At 36.2% G+C, this 16052-nt stretch carries 18 protein-coding genes; 11 read left to right on the forward strand and 7 right to left on the reverse strand.

Going from position 1 to position 16052, the window contains the following annotated elements; genetic code table 11:
• Nucleotides 1–310: 310 nt before the first annotated feature.
• A complete protein-coding gene (locus RR45_RS03370) occupies nucleotides 311–502 on the reverse strand; it encodes a YjzD family protein (RefSeq protein ID WP_031365945.1) in 192 nt (63 codons plus the stop codon).
• Nucleotides 503–727: 225 nt separating this feature from the next.
• On the opposite strand from RR45_RS03370, the gene RR45_RS03375 reads away from it, so the two are divergent.
• Nucleotides 728–3850 (forward strand): DNA polymerase III subunit alpha, encoded by a 3123-nt coding sequence (locus RR45_RS03375; protein WP_031365944.1) that lies wholly within the window; start codon nucleotides 728–730, stop codon nucleotides 3848–3850.
• A gap of 76 nt (nucleotides 3851–3926) precedes the next feature.
• Here RR45_RS03375 and trhA read toward each other — a convergent pair whose 3' ends face one another.
• Nucleotides 3927–4568: a PAQR family membrane homeostasis protein TrhA gene (gene trhA / locus RR45_RS03380; protein WP_096823150.1), complete on the reverse strand. Its 642-nt coding sequence runs from the start codon at nucleotides 4566–4568 to the stop codon at nucleotides 3927–3929.
• A gap of 229 nt (nucleotides 4569–4797) precedes the next feature.
• On the opposite strand from trhA, the gene RR45_RS03385 reads away from it, so the two are divergent.
• The 4 genes from RR45_RS03385 to RR45_RS03400 all read left to right on the forward strand — a co-directional run bounded on the left by RR45_RS03385 (nucleotide 4798) and on the right by RR45_RS03400 (nucleotide 7531).
• Nucleotides 4798–5628, forward strand: coding sequence for a DegV family protein (locus tag RR45_RS03385; protein ID WP_031365942.1), 831 nt, complete (start codon nucleotides 4798–4800; stop codon nucleotides 5626–5628).
• 67 nt (nucleotides 5629–5695) lie between these two features.
• Nucleotides 5696–6559, forward strand: a complete 864-nt coding sequence (locus tag RR45_RS03390) for an SGNH/GDSL hydrolase family protein (protein WP_072353569.1) — start codon at nucleotides 5696–5698, stop codon at nucleotides 6557–6559.
• On the forward strand, nucleotides 6549–7121 hold the full coding sequence (locus tag RR45_RS03395) for a YpmS family protein (protein ID WP_031365940.1): 573 nt from the start codon (nucleotides 6549–6551) through the stop codon (nucleotides 7119–7121). Before RR45_RS03390 ends, RR45_RS03395 begins: the two co-directional genes overlap by 11 nt.
• 134 nt (nucleotides 7122–7255) lie before the next feature.
• On the forward strand, nucleotides 7256–7531 hold the full coding sequence (locus RR45_RS03400; RefSeq protein WP_003139300.1) for an HU family DNA-binding protein: 276 nt from the start codon (nucleotides 7256–7258) through the stop codon (nucleotides 7529–7531).
• Nucleotides 7532–7982: 451 nt separating this feature from the next.
• On the opposite strand, the gene RR45_RS03405 is transcribed toward RR45_RS03400, so the two are convergent.
• From RR45_RS03405 to RR45_RS03410, 3 genes are all read right to left on the reverse strand, one after another.
• Nucleotides 7983–8126 carry a hypothetical protein gene (locus tag RR45_RS03405; protein ID WP_179295322.1) on the reverse strand — a complete coding sequence of 48 codons (144 nt, stop codon included), beginning with the start codon at nucleotides 8124–8126 and terminating at the stop codon, nucleotides 7983–7985.
• Between the two features lie 210 nt (nucleotides 8127–8336).
• Nucleotides 8337–8459: a hypothetical protein gene (locus RR45_RS11510; protein ID WP_279625293.1), complete on the reverse strand. Its 123-nt coding sequence runs from the start codon at nucleotides 8457–8459 to the stop codon at nucleotides 8337–8339.
• Between the two features lie 485 nt (nucleotides 8460–8944).
• Nucleotides 8945–9142, reverse strand: a complete 198-nt coding sequence (locus RR45_RS03410; RefSeq protein ID WP_031365939.1) for a hypothetical protein — start codon at nucleotides 9140–9142, stop codon at nucleotides 8945–8947.
• A gap of 68 nt (nucleotides 9143–9210) precedes the next feature.
• On the opposite strand from RR45_RS03410, the gene RR45_RS11160 reads away from it, so the two are divergent.
• Nucleotides 9211–9369, forward strand: coding sequence for a hypothetical protein (locus RR45_RS11160; RefSeq protein ID WP_167362584.1), 159 nt, complete (start codon nucleotides 9211–9213; stop codon nucleotides 9367–9369).
• A gap of 1352 nt (nucleotides 9370–10721) precedes the next feature.
• Nucleotides 10722–11150 (forward strand): universal stress protein, encoded by a 429-nt coding sequence (locus RR45_RS03425; protein ID WP_031365937.1) that lies wholly within the window; start codon nucleotides 10722–10724, stop codon nucleotides 11148–11150.
• Between the two features lie 139 nt (nucleotides 11151–11289).
• Here RR45_RS03425 and RR45_RS11600 read toward each other — a convergent pair whose 3' ends face one another.
• Nucleotides 11290–11502 (reverse strand): helix-turn-helix domain-containing protein, encoded by a 213-nt coding sequence (locus tag RR45_RS11600; RefSeq protein WP_072353571.1) that lies wholly within the window; start codon nucleotides 11500–11502, stop codon nucleotides 11290–11292.
• Nucleotides 11503–12067: 565 nt separating this feature from the next.
• Complete coding sequence (locus tag RR45_RS11605; RefSeq protein WP_143188733.1) at nucleotides 12068–12265, reverse strand: DUF4865 family protein; 198 nt, start codon at nucleotides 12263–12265, stop codon at nucleotides 12068–12070.
• A gap of 743 nt (nucleotides 12266–13008) precedes the next feature.
• Here RR45_RS11605 and RR45_RS03435 point away from each other — a divergent pair.
• The 4 genes from RR45_RS03435 to RR45_RS03445 all read left to right on the forward strand — a co-directional run bounded on the left by RR45_RS03435 (nucleotide 13009) and on the right by RR45_RS03445 (nucleotide 16015).
• Nucleotides 13009–13665, forward strand: a complete 657-nt coding sequence (locus RR45_RS03435; protein ID WP_072353572.1) for a hypothetical protein — start codon at nucleotides 13009–13011, stop codon at nucleotides 13663–13665.
• An 80-nt stretch (nucleotides 13666–13745) separates the two neighbouring features.
• Nucleotides 13746–14027, forward strand: coding sequence for a MepB family protein (locus RR45_RS03440; RefSeq protein ID WP_279625295.1), 282 nt, complete (start codon nucleotides 13746–13748; stop codon nucleotides 14025–14027).
• Nucleotide 14028: 1 nt separating this feature from the next.
• Entirely contained in the window at nucleotides 14029–14163 is a 135-nt protein-coding gene (locus RR45_RS11515; protein WP_273101243.1) for a MepB family protein, read from the forward strand.
• Nucleotides 14164–14344: 181 nt separating this feature from the next.
• The gene (locus RR45_RS03445) at nucleotides 14345–16015 is read left to right on the forward strand and encodes a formate--tetrahydrofolate ligase (RefSeq protein ID WP_031365936.1); all 1671 of its coding nucleotides are present in this window, start codon (nucleotides 14345–14347) and stop codon (nucleotides 16013–16015) included.
• The last annotated feature ends 37 nt before the right edge of the window (nucleotides 16016–16052 follow it).

Below are 16052 nucleotides of genomic sequence, written 5' to 3' on the forward strand. Positions count from 1 at the left end.
AGATGTGGGAGGCTGAGAGAATTGCCAATAAGTTGGACGATATTCCGATTGGGTCGAATGCGGCAAATCATTACCTTAATGAACAAATCCGTTTGGAGAACGAAGAAAAAGATAGAAATAGTTTTGGATTTTAAATTGTTTAAATTATTAGTCTCTGAGAAAAAAACAGGCTATGATAAAAATCAATCATAGCCTGTTTTTTGTTCACTTTTTTGAAAAAGTGTCAATAACTCTGCTTAATCGTCAGGAACGATACTAAGTTGTTGACATGTTTGAAATGCTAGAAATTACAAAAAAATAAACCCAAGGTTTATTTTGATACTTTAGCTTGTGGATCTTTTGGAATTGCGATTTTGTCTAAAATGAAAATGAATATTGCGAAGGTAACGGCAATGATAGCAACCAGATTAGGTTGGAAACTTGTATCATTGAGTCTGCCGATAACAAAGCCAGCAATTTCACTTAAAATTAATGACCAAAATAGAACAACGAAGAATTTCATAACACCATCTGCTTTCTAAAGGGCTATCTAAAATAGAGAATGATAATTTTAGATATGCCCCGATATGTTTCTTCTCTCAAAATAAAGTATAATAGAAATAAGGAAATTTTGCAAGAAAAAATATCAAAAATAATTGGCTAGGTGTAACTCATGAGAGTATCTAACTTATCAAGCCACCGAATCAAGTTGGTTATATAGAAATAAAAGACCATGAAAGGAGCTCAGATGTACGCCCAACTTAATACGAAAACCGTTTTTAGCTTTATGGATGCGACAGTCAAACTCACCGACTATATCACAGCAGCAAAAGCACTCGGCTATCAATCGCTCGGCATTTCGGATAGCGATAATCTGCATGCTGCCCACCATTTCATCATGCAAGCTCAAGCAGCAGACATTCAGCCAGTCATTGGCTATGAAACGACACTTTTGTTGAATAGTCTTGCTATCAATTTCACTTTCATTGCCAAAACAAATACCGGGCTTAAAAATCTTTACAGTATTTCGAGTAAGAAAAATTTTGGCTTTAACGATTTTTCAGACATGCAAAGTCACTTGAGTGATGTTGCCCTCATCATTCCCGCTGACTCAGCCATTGATAGTATCCTTTCCCAATTGCCCCAAAATGATGTTTATGTTGGTTTGGCGCAGCCAATGACACAAGGCTTTTTGCGACCGAAAATTCCATTTTTAACGGTAAGATATCTAAACGCCGGGGATGCAGAGACGCTAGCAATTTTACATCACATCAAAAATGGCACCAAGTATGATGATAGCTTGACCAGCAACCACTTCGAAAATTTACGGGCAGAAAGTGATGTTCGCGCTTTATTTGATGCGGAGAGTTTAAAAAATCTAAACCGGCTGGTTTCAGAAATCAGCTATGATATCGCGCTTGACACACTCGCCCTACCACGCTTTAATCCTGAAAAACCAGCAGCAGATGAATTGCGTGAAATTGCTGAAAACTTCTTAAAGGCTAGACAGTTAACTTCAGCTAATTATCAACAGCGACTCGATCATGAACTAGGTGTCATTCATGAAATGGGCTTTGATGATTACTTCTTGATTGTCGCAGATGTCATTCGCTATGCACGGTCACAACATATTTATACAGGGATGGGGCGTGGGTCTGCGTTAGGGTCTCTCGTGGCTTATGCGTTGCAAATTACTGGTGTAGATCCTGTTGCGAATAACTTGCTCTTTGAGCGTTTCCTCAATCCTGAGCGAGCTAGTCTTCCCGATATTGATATCGACATGCCGGATAATCAGCGTGCTGAAATTCTGACCTATGTCAAAAATCGTTACGGTAGTAGTCATGTTGCGCAGATTATGACCTTCTCAACTTTTGGTATGAAACAGAGTTTTCGTGATGTTGCCAAGGTCTTTGGCATGACAGAAGTTGAAATTTCACACGTTTCAAGTATGATTGGTCGCTCGGATAATCTCGCCCAAGAATATGAGAAAAATAACCGGTTTAGAGCTGAAATCATTAACGATTCACGCCTACAAAAAATCTTTGCCTATGCACAAAAAATAGAAGGGATGCCACGTCAGAAATCAGTTCATGCTTCAGGTGTTGTTCTTGCGGCTCATGATTTGACAGATTACCTGCCTTTAGCACCCGGTGAAATCTTACCCATTACTCAGTTTGAGGCACATGATGTTGAAGCAATTGGTCTGATTAAGTTTGACTTTCTAAGTATCAAAAATCTGACTTTCATCAATGACATGCGGGATTTAGTTGCGAAAAGGTATGAAAAACAAATCGACATCAGTCAAATCGATCTCAATGATGATGCAACGTTAGAAATATTCAGAAAAGGACAGACTTTGGGGATTTTCCAGTTTGAAAACCCTCAGATGATGAATTTTTTGCGTCAATTAAAGCCGACAGAATTTGCGGATGTTGTCGCAGCAACCTCAATTTTCAGACCGGGACCATCAGCCTTTATTCCTGAATTTATCAGACGGCGTCATGGTGAGGAGACGGTTATTTATCCGGATGATTCAATTGCTGATATTTTATCACCAACCTATGGGATTATGATTTATCAGGAACAAATCATGCAGGTTGCCCAGATTTTTGCAGGTTTTTCACTAGGTCGTGCAGATCTACTCAGACGTGCTATTTCTAAAAAACAAGGTAGTGAATTTGAGCAGTTAAAAGCTGAATTTATTGCAGGTAGTTTGAAAAAAGGACATACGACAGAAAAAGCGACTGAGATTTATGAACTGATTGAACGATTTGCAAACTATGGTTTTAATAGGTCTCACGCCTTTGGTTATGGTGCTCTAGCAGTTCAGATGACCTACTTCAAAGCACACTATCCAGATGTTTTTTATGAAATTATGTTGCGGGATAGTAAGCGTATCGCTCTACTTAATGATGCACAAAATCTAGGCTTTAAACTGGGACAACCGACAATTAATCGCATGCCATACTATGATAAATTATCTAAAGGTGAAATTTTCTTAGGCATGCGCGCGATTAAGAGTTTGCCGCGCGATTTAGCGCTTTGGATCATTGAACATCGGGAATTTTCAAGTTTACAGGATTTCATTCAAAAATTACCAGAAAATTATCGTAAGGAAACTGTCATCAGACCCTTGATTGAAGTTGGTGCATTTGATAACTTTGATCCGAATCGTCGAAAGTTAGTTGAAAATCTCAAGAAACTACTGGACTTTAATTCAGTATTTCAAACAGACCTCTTTTCCGAAACGTCGACAAATTTAAAATTTGCCTATGATGATTATGAAGATTATAGCAATGCTGAAAAATATCAGATGGAATTTGATTTGATGGGTGTTGCAGTGACTGAACATCCTCTAATGCGTATTGCAAGAACACGCCATGGTAATTTTACTGAGGTGAGTCAGCTCACGGCGGGTCAAAAAGCAACGATTTTGGTTCAATTGACACATTTGAAGACACATCGAACGAAGAATGGTGCGACGATGGCTTTCTTGAATGTGACGGATACTAAGGATGAGCTTGATGTGACCATGTTTCCGGAAAGTTATCATCATTTTCTGCCAGAGATTGAGGTGAATGATTTTTATCTGATTACGGGCAAGGTTTCAGAGCGTAATGACCGCTTACAGTTGGTAGCTGAAGGCTTGGTTAAGGTTGTGGAAACGGATAAAAAACTTTGGTTAGCGATTTTGGAGACGAGTAAAAATTCGCGCATTGCTCAAATTTTAAAAGAATTCCCAGGCAATTCACCTGTGATTTTGTATAATGAAACCACAAAGACGACGCAAATGACTGGCATTTACGTGGACGAGTCTGAAATTTTATTGAAACGCTTGACGGGATATGTGGATAAAGCGGTCTATAGGTGATTTTTTCTCAATTTATCATTGCTAAAATAAAGTCAAAAAAATACGCCTTTTGTCAGACGACTTGAGGCGTATCTTTTTAGATAAATTTATAAACTGAAACCCACATGAGGACAGCGGCTGCCATGACAAATAAATGCCAAACAACGTGTGCATAAGGAAATTTTAAGGAGTAGAAGTAGGCGCCACAAGTATAAAGCACCCCGCCAACAAAGAGGAGCCAGACACCAGTATGTGGTAAGGCATGCCAGAGTGGTTTTAAGGCAAAGACAATCAACCAACCCATGATGATATACAAGACTGTTGATAGCCGTGGGACATGGTCCCACTTGGGTAGAAAGACAGATTTAAGCACAACACCTGTGATAGCACATGCCCAAACAATCGCAAACAAGGTCCAACCTAACCAACCGTTGAGTGTAATCAAACAATAAGGGGTATAGGTACCCGCAATCAATAGATAAATTGAGGAGTGGTCAAAAACTTGGAAAACTTGATTGGCCTTGGTGAAAATGAGGCTATGAAATAAGGTAGAGAAGAGAAAGAGTAGGACGAGGGTTGAGCCATAGATGGTATAGCTGACGACTTGTAGTGTGGCATGATGTGCAACACCTTTTAGGATAAGTAGAATCAGCCCTGCAACTGCAAAGCCAAACCCAATGCCATGTGTAACGGCATTAAAGACTTCGTTAGTAATGATATAAGCTTTAGAATTTTTCAAAAGAGACCTTTTTTCTATTTTTCTCGCTAATCAGAGACTAGCACTTAAAATGCTACATGATGAATTGAGAAATTTCATTCAAAATTTGATATAATAATTTAGAAAGCAATTCAAAATTCACTATCTAGTTTTGATAACTACTTCATCTCAAGTATAACATAAATTTTGAGATTACTAGAGAATAATTTTTTATTTTTTAGTCATTTCCGACAGAAAAGAGTTTTTTAGCATGACGATTAAAATTGTGACGGATTCGACAATTACAGTTGAACCAGAACTGATTGAAAAATATGGGATTACAATTGTCCCTTTATCGATATTGATTGACGGTGTCCTTTATCAAGATACGGATTTATCAGCTGACCAATTTATGACAAAAATGAAGGTCAGCAAGAATCTGCCTAAGACTTCTCAACCACCAGTTGGGGTGTTCTCGGAAACTTACGATAAATTAGCAGAAGACGGTAGCCAAATCATCAGCATCCATTTGACCAAGGCTTTATCAGGTACAGTAGAGGCTGCGCATCAAGGTGCTATGCTATCAAATGCAGATGTGACAGTTATTGATAGTGATTTCATTGACCAAGGTTTGAAGTTTCAAGTTCTTGAGGCAGCGAAATTGGCAGCGAGTGGTGCGACAAAAGAAGAAATTTTAGCAGCAATTAAAAAAACTAAAGAGAATACGGCGCTTTTTATCGGAATTTCTAACCTTGATAATTTGGTTAAAGGAGGTCGTGTCAATCGTGTAACGGGTGTTCTGAGTGGTCTTTTGAACATTAAAGTGGTCATGTCCTTAGTTGATACATCACTAGACCCAATCTTAAAAGGTCGTGGTAATAAGACCTTCCAAAAATGGTTAGATGAGTTTGTAGACAAAATCAAAAATCGGAAAATCAAAGAGATTGGGATTTCTCATGCAGAAAACATGACTTTCTCTGAGCAGATGAGAGAGACATTGCAACCTTTTGTCGATAAAAAAATTTCAATCCTAGATACCAATTCAACGGTTGCGACTCATACTGGTCCAGGTGCTTGGGCGCTCATGATTGAGTTTGAATAAGGTGGTCGTTTGTTATTTGAAAGTCTCAGTTAACAACTAATGCATGAACGATGTAATAGGAAAGATTATGAAAAAAAATAAATACAAAGGGCGTGTGCGCCGTTGGCTGATTGAAATTGTCGTCTTTGTGGTGGCAATTTTTGCGATATTTACCGTCATCGGCCATTTTTTAATTCGACCTGCAGGTTCAGAGCTTTCTAACAAGAATTTGAAAGCGGCTCTGACTCAGAAACGCTTGGATTATATGGCAATTGGAGATTCATTGACAGAGGGCATTGGTGACCAAACCAACCAAGGAGGCTTTGTCCCTCTGTTAGCCAACACCATCGGTGATATCTCAGATGTGAATGTTGTGTCTCAAAATTTCGGCGTTGCCGGCAATACTTCGACACAAATTTACAAACGCATGACCAAAGAGAAGAAAATTCAGACAGCGATAAAAAAGGCTGATGTCATCACAATTACTGTTGGCGGAAATGATGTCATGAAAGTGATTAGAACACAGCTCATGAATTTGACGGAGCGATCATTTGATAAACCCGCGCAAGCCTATCAGAAACAACTGACTGAAATCTTTGATTTTATCCGAAAGTATAATCCAGATGCACAGGTCTATGTTCTGGGAATCTATAATCCCTTTTATCTCAACTTCCCTGATATCACGGAGATGCAAGATGTCATTGACCATTGGAACCAAGCGACACAGGAGATGGTTATGGAGCAAAAGAAGATGTACTTTGTACCAATCAATGATTTGCTCTACCAAGGGGTGGATGGTAATCGTGGCGTGACAAGTAGTAATGGTGACATTCAAACAATTACGAATGATGCGCTATTTGAAGAAGATCATTTTCATCCCAATAATATTGGCTATCAAATCATGAGTGATGCAGTAGCCGTGGCTTATAAGGAGCATTATAATGAAAAATAGTTACTGGAAATATCTCTTCTTGCTAATACTAGCAATTAATATCTCACTTGCTGCTGTTGTCGGATTTCAAGTGACCAAACATCGCGATCAAGAAGTTCTGAATCAAGTGAGCACTATTAAGGGCGTGAATAAAGTTGCAGAAATCTCAACCAATACTGAGCAATTGAATACAGCTATCAACAAATACTTAGGAGACTTTCAGGATAACAAAATGAACTATAAGTTCTACCTATCAGATAAGGCAGTACTTGAAGGAGCCTATAAAATATTTGGAAAAGATATTCCTTTGTATGTTTATTTTGAACCCTACGCTTTAAATGATGGTTCGGTGAATTTAAAAGTGACGAGTATTTCAATTGGTACTTTGAGCTTACCTGCTAAAACAGTTTTGAATTATATCAAAGGCGCATACGATTTACCTAAATTTGTCACGATTAAATCTGAAAAGCAAGAAGTTGTCATTGATTTACCGCAAATTGCTATCACCAAGGATACTTTCTTACAGGCTAATAAACTTGATATGAAAAATTATAAATTTGTCTTTAACCTCATGCAAAAATAGGTAAAAGGTAATTTTTATGTAAAAAAACCTTTAAAAAGCGCTAGAAGTAGCGTTTTTACTTGCTTTAATAGCCGTTACTTGCTATAATAAAGTTTGCCTAAGGGTAAAAATAATTATTGGAGGACATTTTTAAAATGGCTAACAAACAAGAATTGATCGCAAAAGTTGCAGAATCTGCTGATTTGACTAAAAAAGACGCTGAAAAAGCAGTAAACGCTGTTTTCGCATCAGTTTCTGAATTCCTTGCAAAAGGTGAAAAAGTTCAACTTATCGGTTTCGGTACTTTCGAAACTCGTGAACGTGCAGCTCGTGAAGGTCGTAACCCACAAACTGGAGACTCAATCAAAATCGCAGCAACAACTGTTCCTGCATTCAAAGCTGGTAAAGCTTTGAAAGACGCTGTTAAATAATTTAAGCGCCAGAATATGACAACCACAGGCTTCTGAGGTTGTTTTTGTTTTTAAAAAATACAAAAGGGGCACAGAAGGGGCATAGATATAAAAAACGACTTTAAAGTTTAAAGTCGTTTAGTACATCTGTGATATTAGTCTTCATTTGTTCGGTTACGTGGGTATAAATTGATTCTGTTGTTTTACTTCAATGGTCGTGCCCTACTCTTTCTTTTATTGCTTTAAAAGATACATTGTTTTCTGCAGCATAATCAAATGCTAGATTTAACACGGATTTGATACGTCCGATTTTATTTCTGCTCGATTCCTTATTTGAAATTAGTCTATCCTGTATACTTTTCGTGGTTATGTTTCTAACCTAAGTTTCTTTAGGAGACATAGTTATAATATAGTTGGGCTCGTCAGGGTACTGATAGAACTCTGTTTGATGGAATGCGTATAAAAATACCCATCAGTCTGTCATAAACGTTGGAAACAGCATGTCTGACGTTGTATGAGCTGAAAGTGCATTGACAATCTTCTCTGATAATTCAGTTTGTGCAACTTTTTGAGTCCGTGGTATTTTTTGTCTAGTGTGCCAGATTCTCTTTTCCATTTTTTTGTTGATGGACTTTTATATCTTTCGAAATATTTGAATCCCCCATTCGATAAATCTTCGATCCACATTGGCATTTATCCTTTTCTGTGGTAAAATAAACAGAGTAGTATCCTCTTATTTGGGTATTTGATTCTATAGCGTTGCTCACAAACTTTTTGCGGAGGGAGTGAGTGGCGCTTTTTTGTTTTACAGTTTTATTGATTGTTGCTATTCAAAGGCATCGACATTTTCAGTTAATTCAACAGCAAGTTCATCATGTTCTTCAAGTATATTTTTAATGACTGAGAACGGTGCTTTGAAATATTCTTTTCGACTATTGACCTTGCTCATTCTGTATTTAAACAGCTTGGTGTGAAGTTCTGTTTCAATACTTTAAGTCAATAGAAAATATAAAAAAACGATAACTTTTCCTTATACAAAATCTTAATAAAATAATATAGCTATTTCTTGGACATGATAATGACTACTCAATACGAGATGCCAAGAGGTTGACAATAGCCGTGAAAGTGTTCACACCTAGCAAAGTTGAGAAATAAAAAAGCCCTGATGGGCTGGAAATGAGGCATATTATGACAGTAGATGAGCATGGTTTGACCTTAGTTAATAAGTTCATCCCCATGAATGAAATTGAAAAAAATGAGTTTAGTGCGAAGTATGATGGTCATGCTTGATACCTTTGCGGAAGACTACGCACGCCACAAGTTCATAAAATCATCTTGAAAACCATTGATGATTTCAAGTTATGTTAAGTATTGTAACCGATATTTTAAAAAAGTAAAACCCATCAACAGATTGTTGATGGGTTAATTGAAAGGTTATCCAAAGTCTTTAGCAACTGCAATTAATGCCTCTTTATAAGAGTTGAAGTATAGATTGTAAATATCCAACTCAACATCTTTACTTTCAGAATTGAGCTGAGAAATCAGGTTTCGATTGATCTCTGCTTGTACAGCAAGTAAAGCCAGATCATGAGCACGTTGCTCGTTTGATAAATCATTTTCAGTATCGAACATATCAATACCTCCTTTCAAGGTTTATTATACCAAAAAAATGAAGGTATTATGCAATATAGAAAGGAGGAGTGGAATGGATTGTAAAGAAAAAGCAATTGTCTAACGATAAAGTGCTTGTAAATTTAGAAATCACAGTTACAAAAAATGGTGAACTGATCATGTCATTGGTTGGTGATGAAGTGATTTTAAAAAATGGTTATGAAATTAGTATCAATAGCTTAACTTAGATGACTATCACTAGAGCTATCAGGTGAAAAATCCTCTGCCATATAAAAAATAACTTATTTGCCAATCGTTTTTCCTAAAAAAGCAGAATGATGTGATAAAGAATATCTAAATGCAAAAGTGGGAGGGGTTATCAAAGCTAACACTGATTTCGGGTTAAAAGTGATGCTAGAACACCCTGAATTTAAAAAAGGTGTTCTAAATCCTACACATAAAATTGTGTTTATCAATAAAGAAGTGATTCTTGAATTTGTTTCATGGAAAGAAGAAACCCGATATAAAAGCTACAAGAAAGTGATCAAATGACACAACTTGAAGTTGAAAATGCACGACTTAAAAAAACTAGTGGCACGGTACGAGATGTTTGAAACAGCTACACATGTTTGGAGGTATTGATAGATGTTAAAAGGCAAAGAAGATTTGATCAAGGACTTTGGTTTTGAATAGGTAGCCCTTCTCTAAATACATGAGGTAAGGGAGCTATAGGATATGCAGTTAAGGCTTACCATTATATTTTAGATACTATTAAAAATGGGAGCCGTTAAAGTGGGGCTAAAAGAATGACAGAATTATATTGTGACCCACGAAAAGGAAAGAGATATAAAGTAGCCTTTGGATATTATTTTCCAGCAGAATATGGATTACTGAATAATTGAAGTTATTTGGAATGCCTTAGAATGGTATTTTAAAACTTTATCTGAAATAAAAATATTTTTGGCAAAGCACGACAATTCTGGGAAACTAAAAATGAAAATGGGTGAAGTTAAATTAATTGAAACAGATGGAACAGTCGAGTTGTGGCACTTTGATACAGATGCTGAGTTGGGTCAGTTGGTTTTTAAGGAGAGTAGGACTGAGTAGACAATATAATTTAAAGGCTATCGAGAAAAAATTGTTGAGGTATCAAAAAATTGATAGTGTGATACAGTATCGAAATTATGAATTGGAAATGAAAATCACTGATAGTTATATTGGAGGCAAAAGGGCCAATAAGGTCTCAAAGCCAACAGAAGATATCATAAGAAGTGGGATGCAGATTGAAAGTTACAAAATCTCCATGAATTCAAAAGACGTATATCCGAGGCTCAAAAAAAGTGCTCTGATGATGAAGAACTAAATTTAATATTTTCATATCGTTGGGCTATCAGAAAATATGACAAAATATGTGATGGTTTTTGGTAAATTTTAAATTTTGTCAGCTTTTGAGCAAAAACTGACAAGGAAAATGTGTTATATGAGTATCATGGAATTCAAAAGAAAAGCAATTAGTGTGAAATCAGGGGTTGCTGTTATGTTATTGGTTTATTTTTGACTTATTTAGTTTTATAATGGAGTTAGAAAGTGAGGTACCTATATGAAAAAAGAATACAAGAACATCCTTGTTGCAGTAGATGGATCAGAACAAGCCTATAACGCAGTTTCTGAAGCGGTTGAAATCACGAAGAGAAATAAAGCGAAACTTCAAGTTTTGACTGTTAAAGAGACCAGCAGATACTATAATGCTTTTGATATGTCTGTAATTGAGACTGCTTCAATGGATAAAATGGCTATAGATATTCTTAAAAGGGTATCAGAAATAGTAGATGAACAAGTCGAATGTGAAGAAATAAATCTTTATGACAACAATGCAAAGAGACAAATTGTTCAATATGCGAAAGAAAATAAGATTGATCTTATTGTAATAGGGTCGACTGGTACTGGTGTGATAGATAAATTTTTTGTAGGCTCTACCACTCAATATGTTGTCAATCATGCACCATGTAATGTTATGGTTGTAAAATAGAAAATTGAAAGTCTTGATAAAAATCAGGGCTTTTTTGTATAGAGTTGCAGAAACTATTGGTGCTGCATATTCAACTTTCAGAGATTGGATTAAACAATTTCCGGTACTTTCGCCCCCCTAAAAAGGGGCAAAGAAATTATTAACTGTCAAGTTGAGAATGCTTTATTGAAGCGTGCTTTAGGCTATGAATTAGTTGAAGTCCTAAAGTTCCAAACTCTTTATAAGTGTTCTTCCAAACTGCCACTTGCCTGGGTGTGATGCCATACTTTTTAGCTAAGAACCTCTTCCTTCCAATTCCTGAGTAATAATCTTGCACAACTTGGAGTTTGAAATCGAATGAATACTTTGGCATAAGAAAAGACCTTTCATTGTTTTGAAAAGTCTATATTCTTGGGTGCACATCAATATGACCGTGGGTGTTTTTTTTTGTATAAGGAACAATTGAATATTTGATGCTTTTTTTACATAATGTGGACACTTTTTTTAAGAACAATTTATTAATCACACGGACCTTCAAATCTGCGGTTTTCGAAATTATTAAAGTTTCGGCCCATATCATATCTGTCAAAGTTTCTATTCATATCAGTTCCGTAAAAACTGTTTTTAGGGCTAGAAGTAAAGCAAGTATGATATGAAGGTGCAGTTTTAATATTCAGCACTAGAAAGATGAAAAATTTCAAAGCATCTAGGTTCGGTCTGAGGTTTTGTCGGATAGAATACCAAGAATACTTTCTGCCGTTTATCAGGAATATAGATACTATTTTTTCCATTTTTATTATCAGTTGTTTTTTCATGAATATCAATTTTTTTAAGTGTCAGTTGGCAGAATATCTTGATTTTCTTCGATATATAAATTTACTTTGGGTAAAATCATCGCTAAGCACAATGGAAGAAATCACACTGATTTCAATATGTTGTCAACCAGATGAGCTTAATATATTATCAAAATATCCGTCAAAGATAAATTGAGATATATTGTCAGAATTTTTCCAGATATAAAGTGGGTTGTAACTATTATTGAATTCATTATTTTGCTTTTCTGAAATCAAGAAGAGTTTAAAGTAGAGTTTTGGGGAACCGTCCAATAAGTGCCTAGTTTTCAGTCCACTAATCATGATGTACTCATAACAAAAAGTGACAGGTAGAAGTAAGACAATATGAATTTCAATGACTTAAAAATTTTTATTGATATTTGTTAAACTGGTTCTCTGAATCAAAGTGCTATGAATCTTGGTTGTGCACAATACAATTTAACTGCTCGATTGAAAAGATTAGAAAGTGATCAGGCAACTTTTTTATCAGGAGATATGATGGGATTGTCCCAACAAAAAATCCTGAGCATCCTGAAACGCAATACTTTTGTTAATTGTGATAAAACTTGTCTTTTTAGATAAGAGACACTTCATGATTTTCAAACACAAAAAATAATGGAACTTGATTCATTTGAAAATATTATCAACTATATTGAAATCTGTAATGATCTTGTTTTACTTCCTGAATATTTATTAAAAACAAAAAAATTACAAAAATAGGATGAAAAAAATAGAAAAATATGCTATTATAAGTATGGATAAAAAGAGGAATTACAATATTTTTAAGATTGTTAATGGCAAAATAGCGATTCAGTGAGTGTATACTGTCATTCATTTATCTATCTATAAAACACCCTATATCCTTGACATACTAACGTTTTAGGAGAGTAGAGAAATAAGTAAAAGCTTGTAAAATAAGTGCGAATTTAATTAAGCGTAAGATTATAAAACGTTTTTTAAAACTCATATAATCGACATAAAAAGTCGATCGTGTTATGATAAACATAGTTTAGTATGAAAACATTTAAATAACAAAGGATAAGGATATGAATCAAACACTTAAACAAAATAAAGAAAAGCATGATCGTTATATAGTTTTAACTGTCCTGACAATCATTATCGGTATTATGTTGATTGCAGGTTATGAAACCTCACTTGGTAGATGTATCAAAAAAGAAGATACGAATAGTCAATCTGAAACTTTGACAACAAAAGCAGAAGAAAATCTAATGCCTGCAGAACTTAATTTGACGAGTACGCAAAATTGTCGTGAGATTAAACTGACAAAATTTATGGCTACAAAAAAGAATTTTATCTTTGAGTATCAATTTAAGCTTGATGATGAGCGCTTGAAAGAATTGTTAACGAAACAGCTTGCTGCAGGGTCAAACTATCAAAATATTCATTTTTCTCTTTTTGCTGATAACGATATGTCATACGACCTTGTTGGTGGCGGTATCTCATCTTCAACATTTCAGATTGAAGGCGATATATTTTACGGTAAGGTCAACTTCACCTATGATTCAAAAAAACTGCCAGATGATACTGACTTGATGTTGCAAATTTCGCAGTTATCATGGGAAGATCGGGATGAGCGTCGCACAGCAGAGGCAGAAACTAATCTATCGGAAACGGGTAGTTCATTTACAGTGCCGACGGCATTACAATATGACGGTGAATGGCGCTTTGATATTACCTATTAGCCATTTACTTAAACAAGTAAGTCACAGATTACAAAAGTGAACAATATTTAGGACATTAAAGTTGATTCAGTATCTCAAAAATAAAAGTAGAGTACCAAAACGCAGCCTATGAAGGGGCTTATTTTGAACTAAATGGTCATCAATATAGAAGTAGACTAGCAAAAATGACACCTAAGAAAAAAGGTTATTTTGTCGTTTTTTGGGAGAAAGACAATAAAAATCAGAATCAGCCTTACGAGTTTGCCGCTAGTCCAGATAAACTTATCATCTCTGTAATTGACGGACATCTACAAGAGCAGTTTATTTTTCCGAAGTCTATTCTTTTTAAAAAGGTATACTTAGTGGCCCTAATCAGACGGTAAAATGGCAACCAGAGTTTATCCAATTTGGGTCAAATCCTTAACTCCCTCAGCTCAAAAAAATTGGCAAACCCCTTATTTTATTGACTTGAGTTCTGAACTTGACTGTCATGTGTTAAAAACTTTATATTTTGCTTGATTTGTCATTTTGGAAAGATAGTTTTGGATAATCAAAGTTAGAAAAATCGATAAAGCGATAAAAGTCAGAACAAAAGCCGAACATTGAAGCCGACATTTTAAGTAAATATCAGTAAACAAAAGGCAATCTGAGTGTTTTTTGATATAATATAAGGTAATAATGAAGAAATTGGAGATGCATCGTGGTAAAATCTGATATCGAAATCGCTCAAGCCTCACCTATGAAAGCCATTACGGACATTGCTGCTAAAGCTGGTATTTCAAGTGATGATATTGAGCAATACGGCAAATACAAGGCAAAAATTACTTTTGAAGCACTCAATAAGTTACAAAAAAATGATAATGGCAAACTGATTCTAGTTACAGCCATCAATCCAACTCCTGCTGGTGAAGGTAAATCAACTGTTACGATTGGTCTGGGTGATGCCCTCAATCAACTTGGTCAGAAAGCTATGATTGCCTTGCGAGAACCTTCTCTTGGACCTGTCATGGGTATCAAAGGAGGAGCAGCTGGTGGTGGCTATGCTCAAGTTTTACCGATGGAAGATATTAACCTCCATTTTACAGGTGATTTGCACGCCATTACAACAGCTAATAATGCGATTGCTGCACTATTAGATAATCATATCCATCAAGGTAATGAGCTCAATATTGACCCACGTCGTGTCATCTGGAAACGTGTTGTTGACCTCAACGATCGTGAATTGCGTCAGATTATTGCTGGACTTGGCTCACCAATGAATGGTGTCCCACGTGAAGATGGTTTTGATATTACCGTAGCCAGTGAAATTATGGCTGTTTTCTGCTTGGCGACCTCTATAGACAATCTTAAAGCACGATTGGCTAAAATCGTTGTTGCCTACACTTATGACCGCAAACCGGTGACAGTCGGAGACCTCGAAATTCAAGGTGCGATTACGGTTTTACTTAAAGACGCCCTTAAACCCAATCTCGTGCAAACGATTGAGGGGACACCGGCCTTTGTTCACGGTGGACCGTTTGCCAATATCGCCCACGGCTGTAACAGTGTGCTTGCAACGACAGCCGCTATGAAAGCAGCTGATTTCACTGTCACAGAAGCAGGTTTTGGGGCTGACCTCGGTGGCGAGAAGTTTCTCGACATTAAAACACGTGAACTTCCTAAAAATCCTGATGCCGTCGTCATTGTCGCAACTGTTCGTGCTTTAAAAATGAATGGTGGCGTAGCTAAGAATGATTTGTCCATGGCAAATACGTCTGCACTACGTGAAGGATTTGCAAATCTCAATCGACATATTGATAATATCCAAGGTTATGGTTTGCCTGTAGTTGTCGCGATTAACGAGTTTGTGACAGATACGGCAGAAGAAATCTCAGTTCTTTCTGAGCTTTTAGCTGCTAAAAATGTTGATTTTTCACTCACACAAGTCTGGTCTAAAGGTGGTGTTGGTGGTCTAGATTTAGCTGAAAAAGTTGTTAAAGCAACTGAAAAAATGTCTGATTTCCATTACTTATATGATTTAGAAAGTTCAATTCCTGAAAAAATTGAAACGATTGTGACCAAAATTTATGGTGGTGCATCTGTTACCATGACCAAGAAAGCACAAACACAAATCGCTACTTTTGAACGTAATGGCTGGGATAATTTACCGATTTGTATGGCAAAAACCCAGTATAGTTTTTCAGATGACCAAAACAGTTTAGGCGCACCAGAAGGGTTTGATATTACGATTCGGGAACTTGTTCCCAAGCTCGGTGCTGGCTTTATTGTCGCATTGACAGGGGATATCATGACCATGCCTGGCTTGCCGAAAAAGCCTGCGGCTCTTAATATGGATGTTGACAATGCAGGTCATATTTCAGGTTTGTTCTAATTCAATATGACAAATCAATAACAGGTTTGTCAGTAAC

It is taken from the genome of Pseudolactococcus chungangensis CAU 28 = DSM 22330 (genome assembly GCF_002441885.1).
In the GTDB taxonomy this organism is placed as follows: domain Bacteria; phylum Bacillota; class Bacilli; order Lactobacillales; family Streptococcaceae; genus Pseudolactococcus; species Pseudolactococcus chungangensis.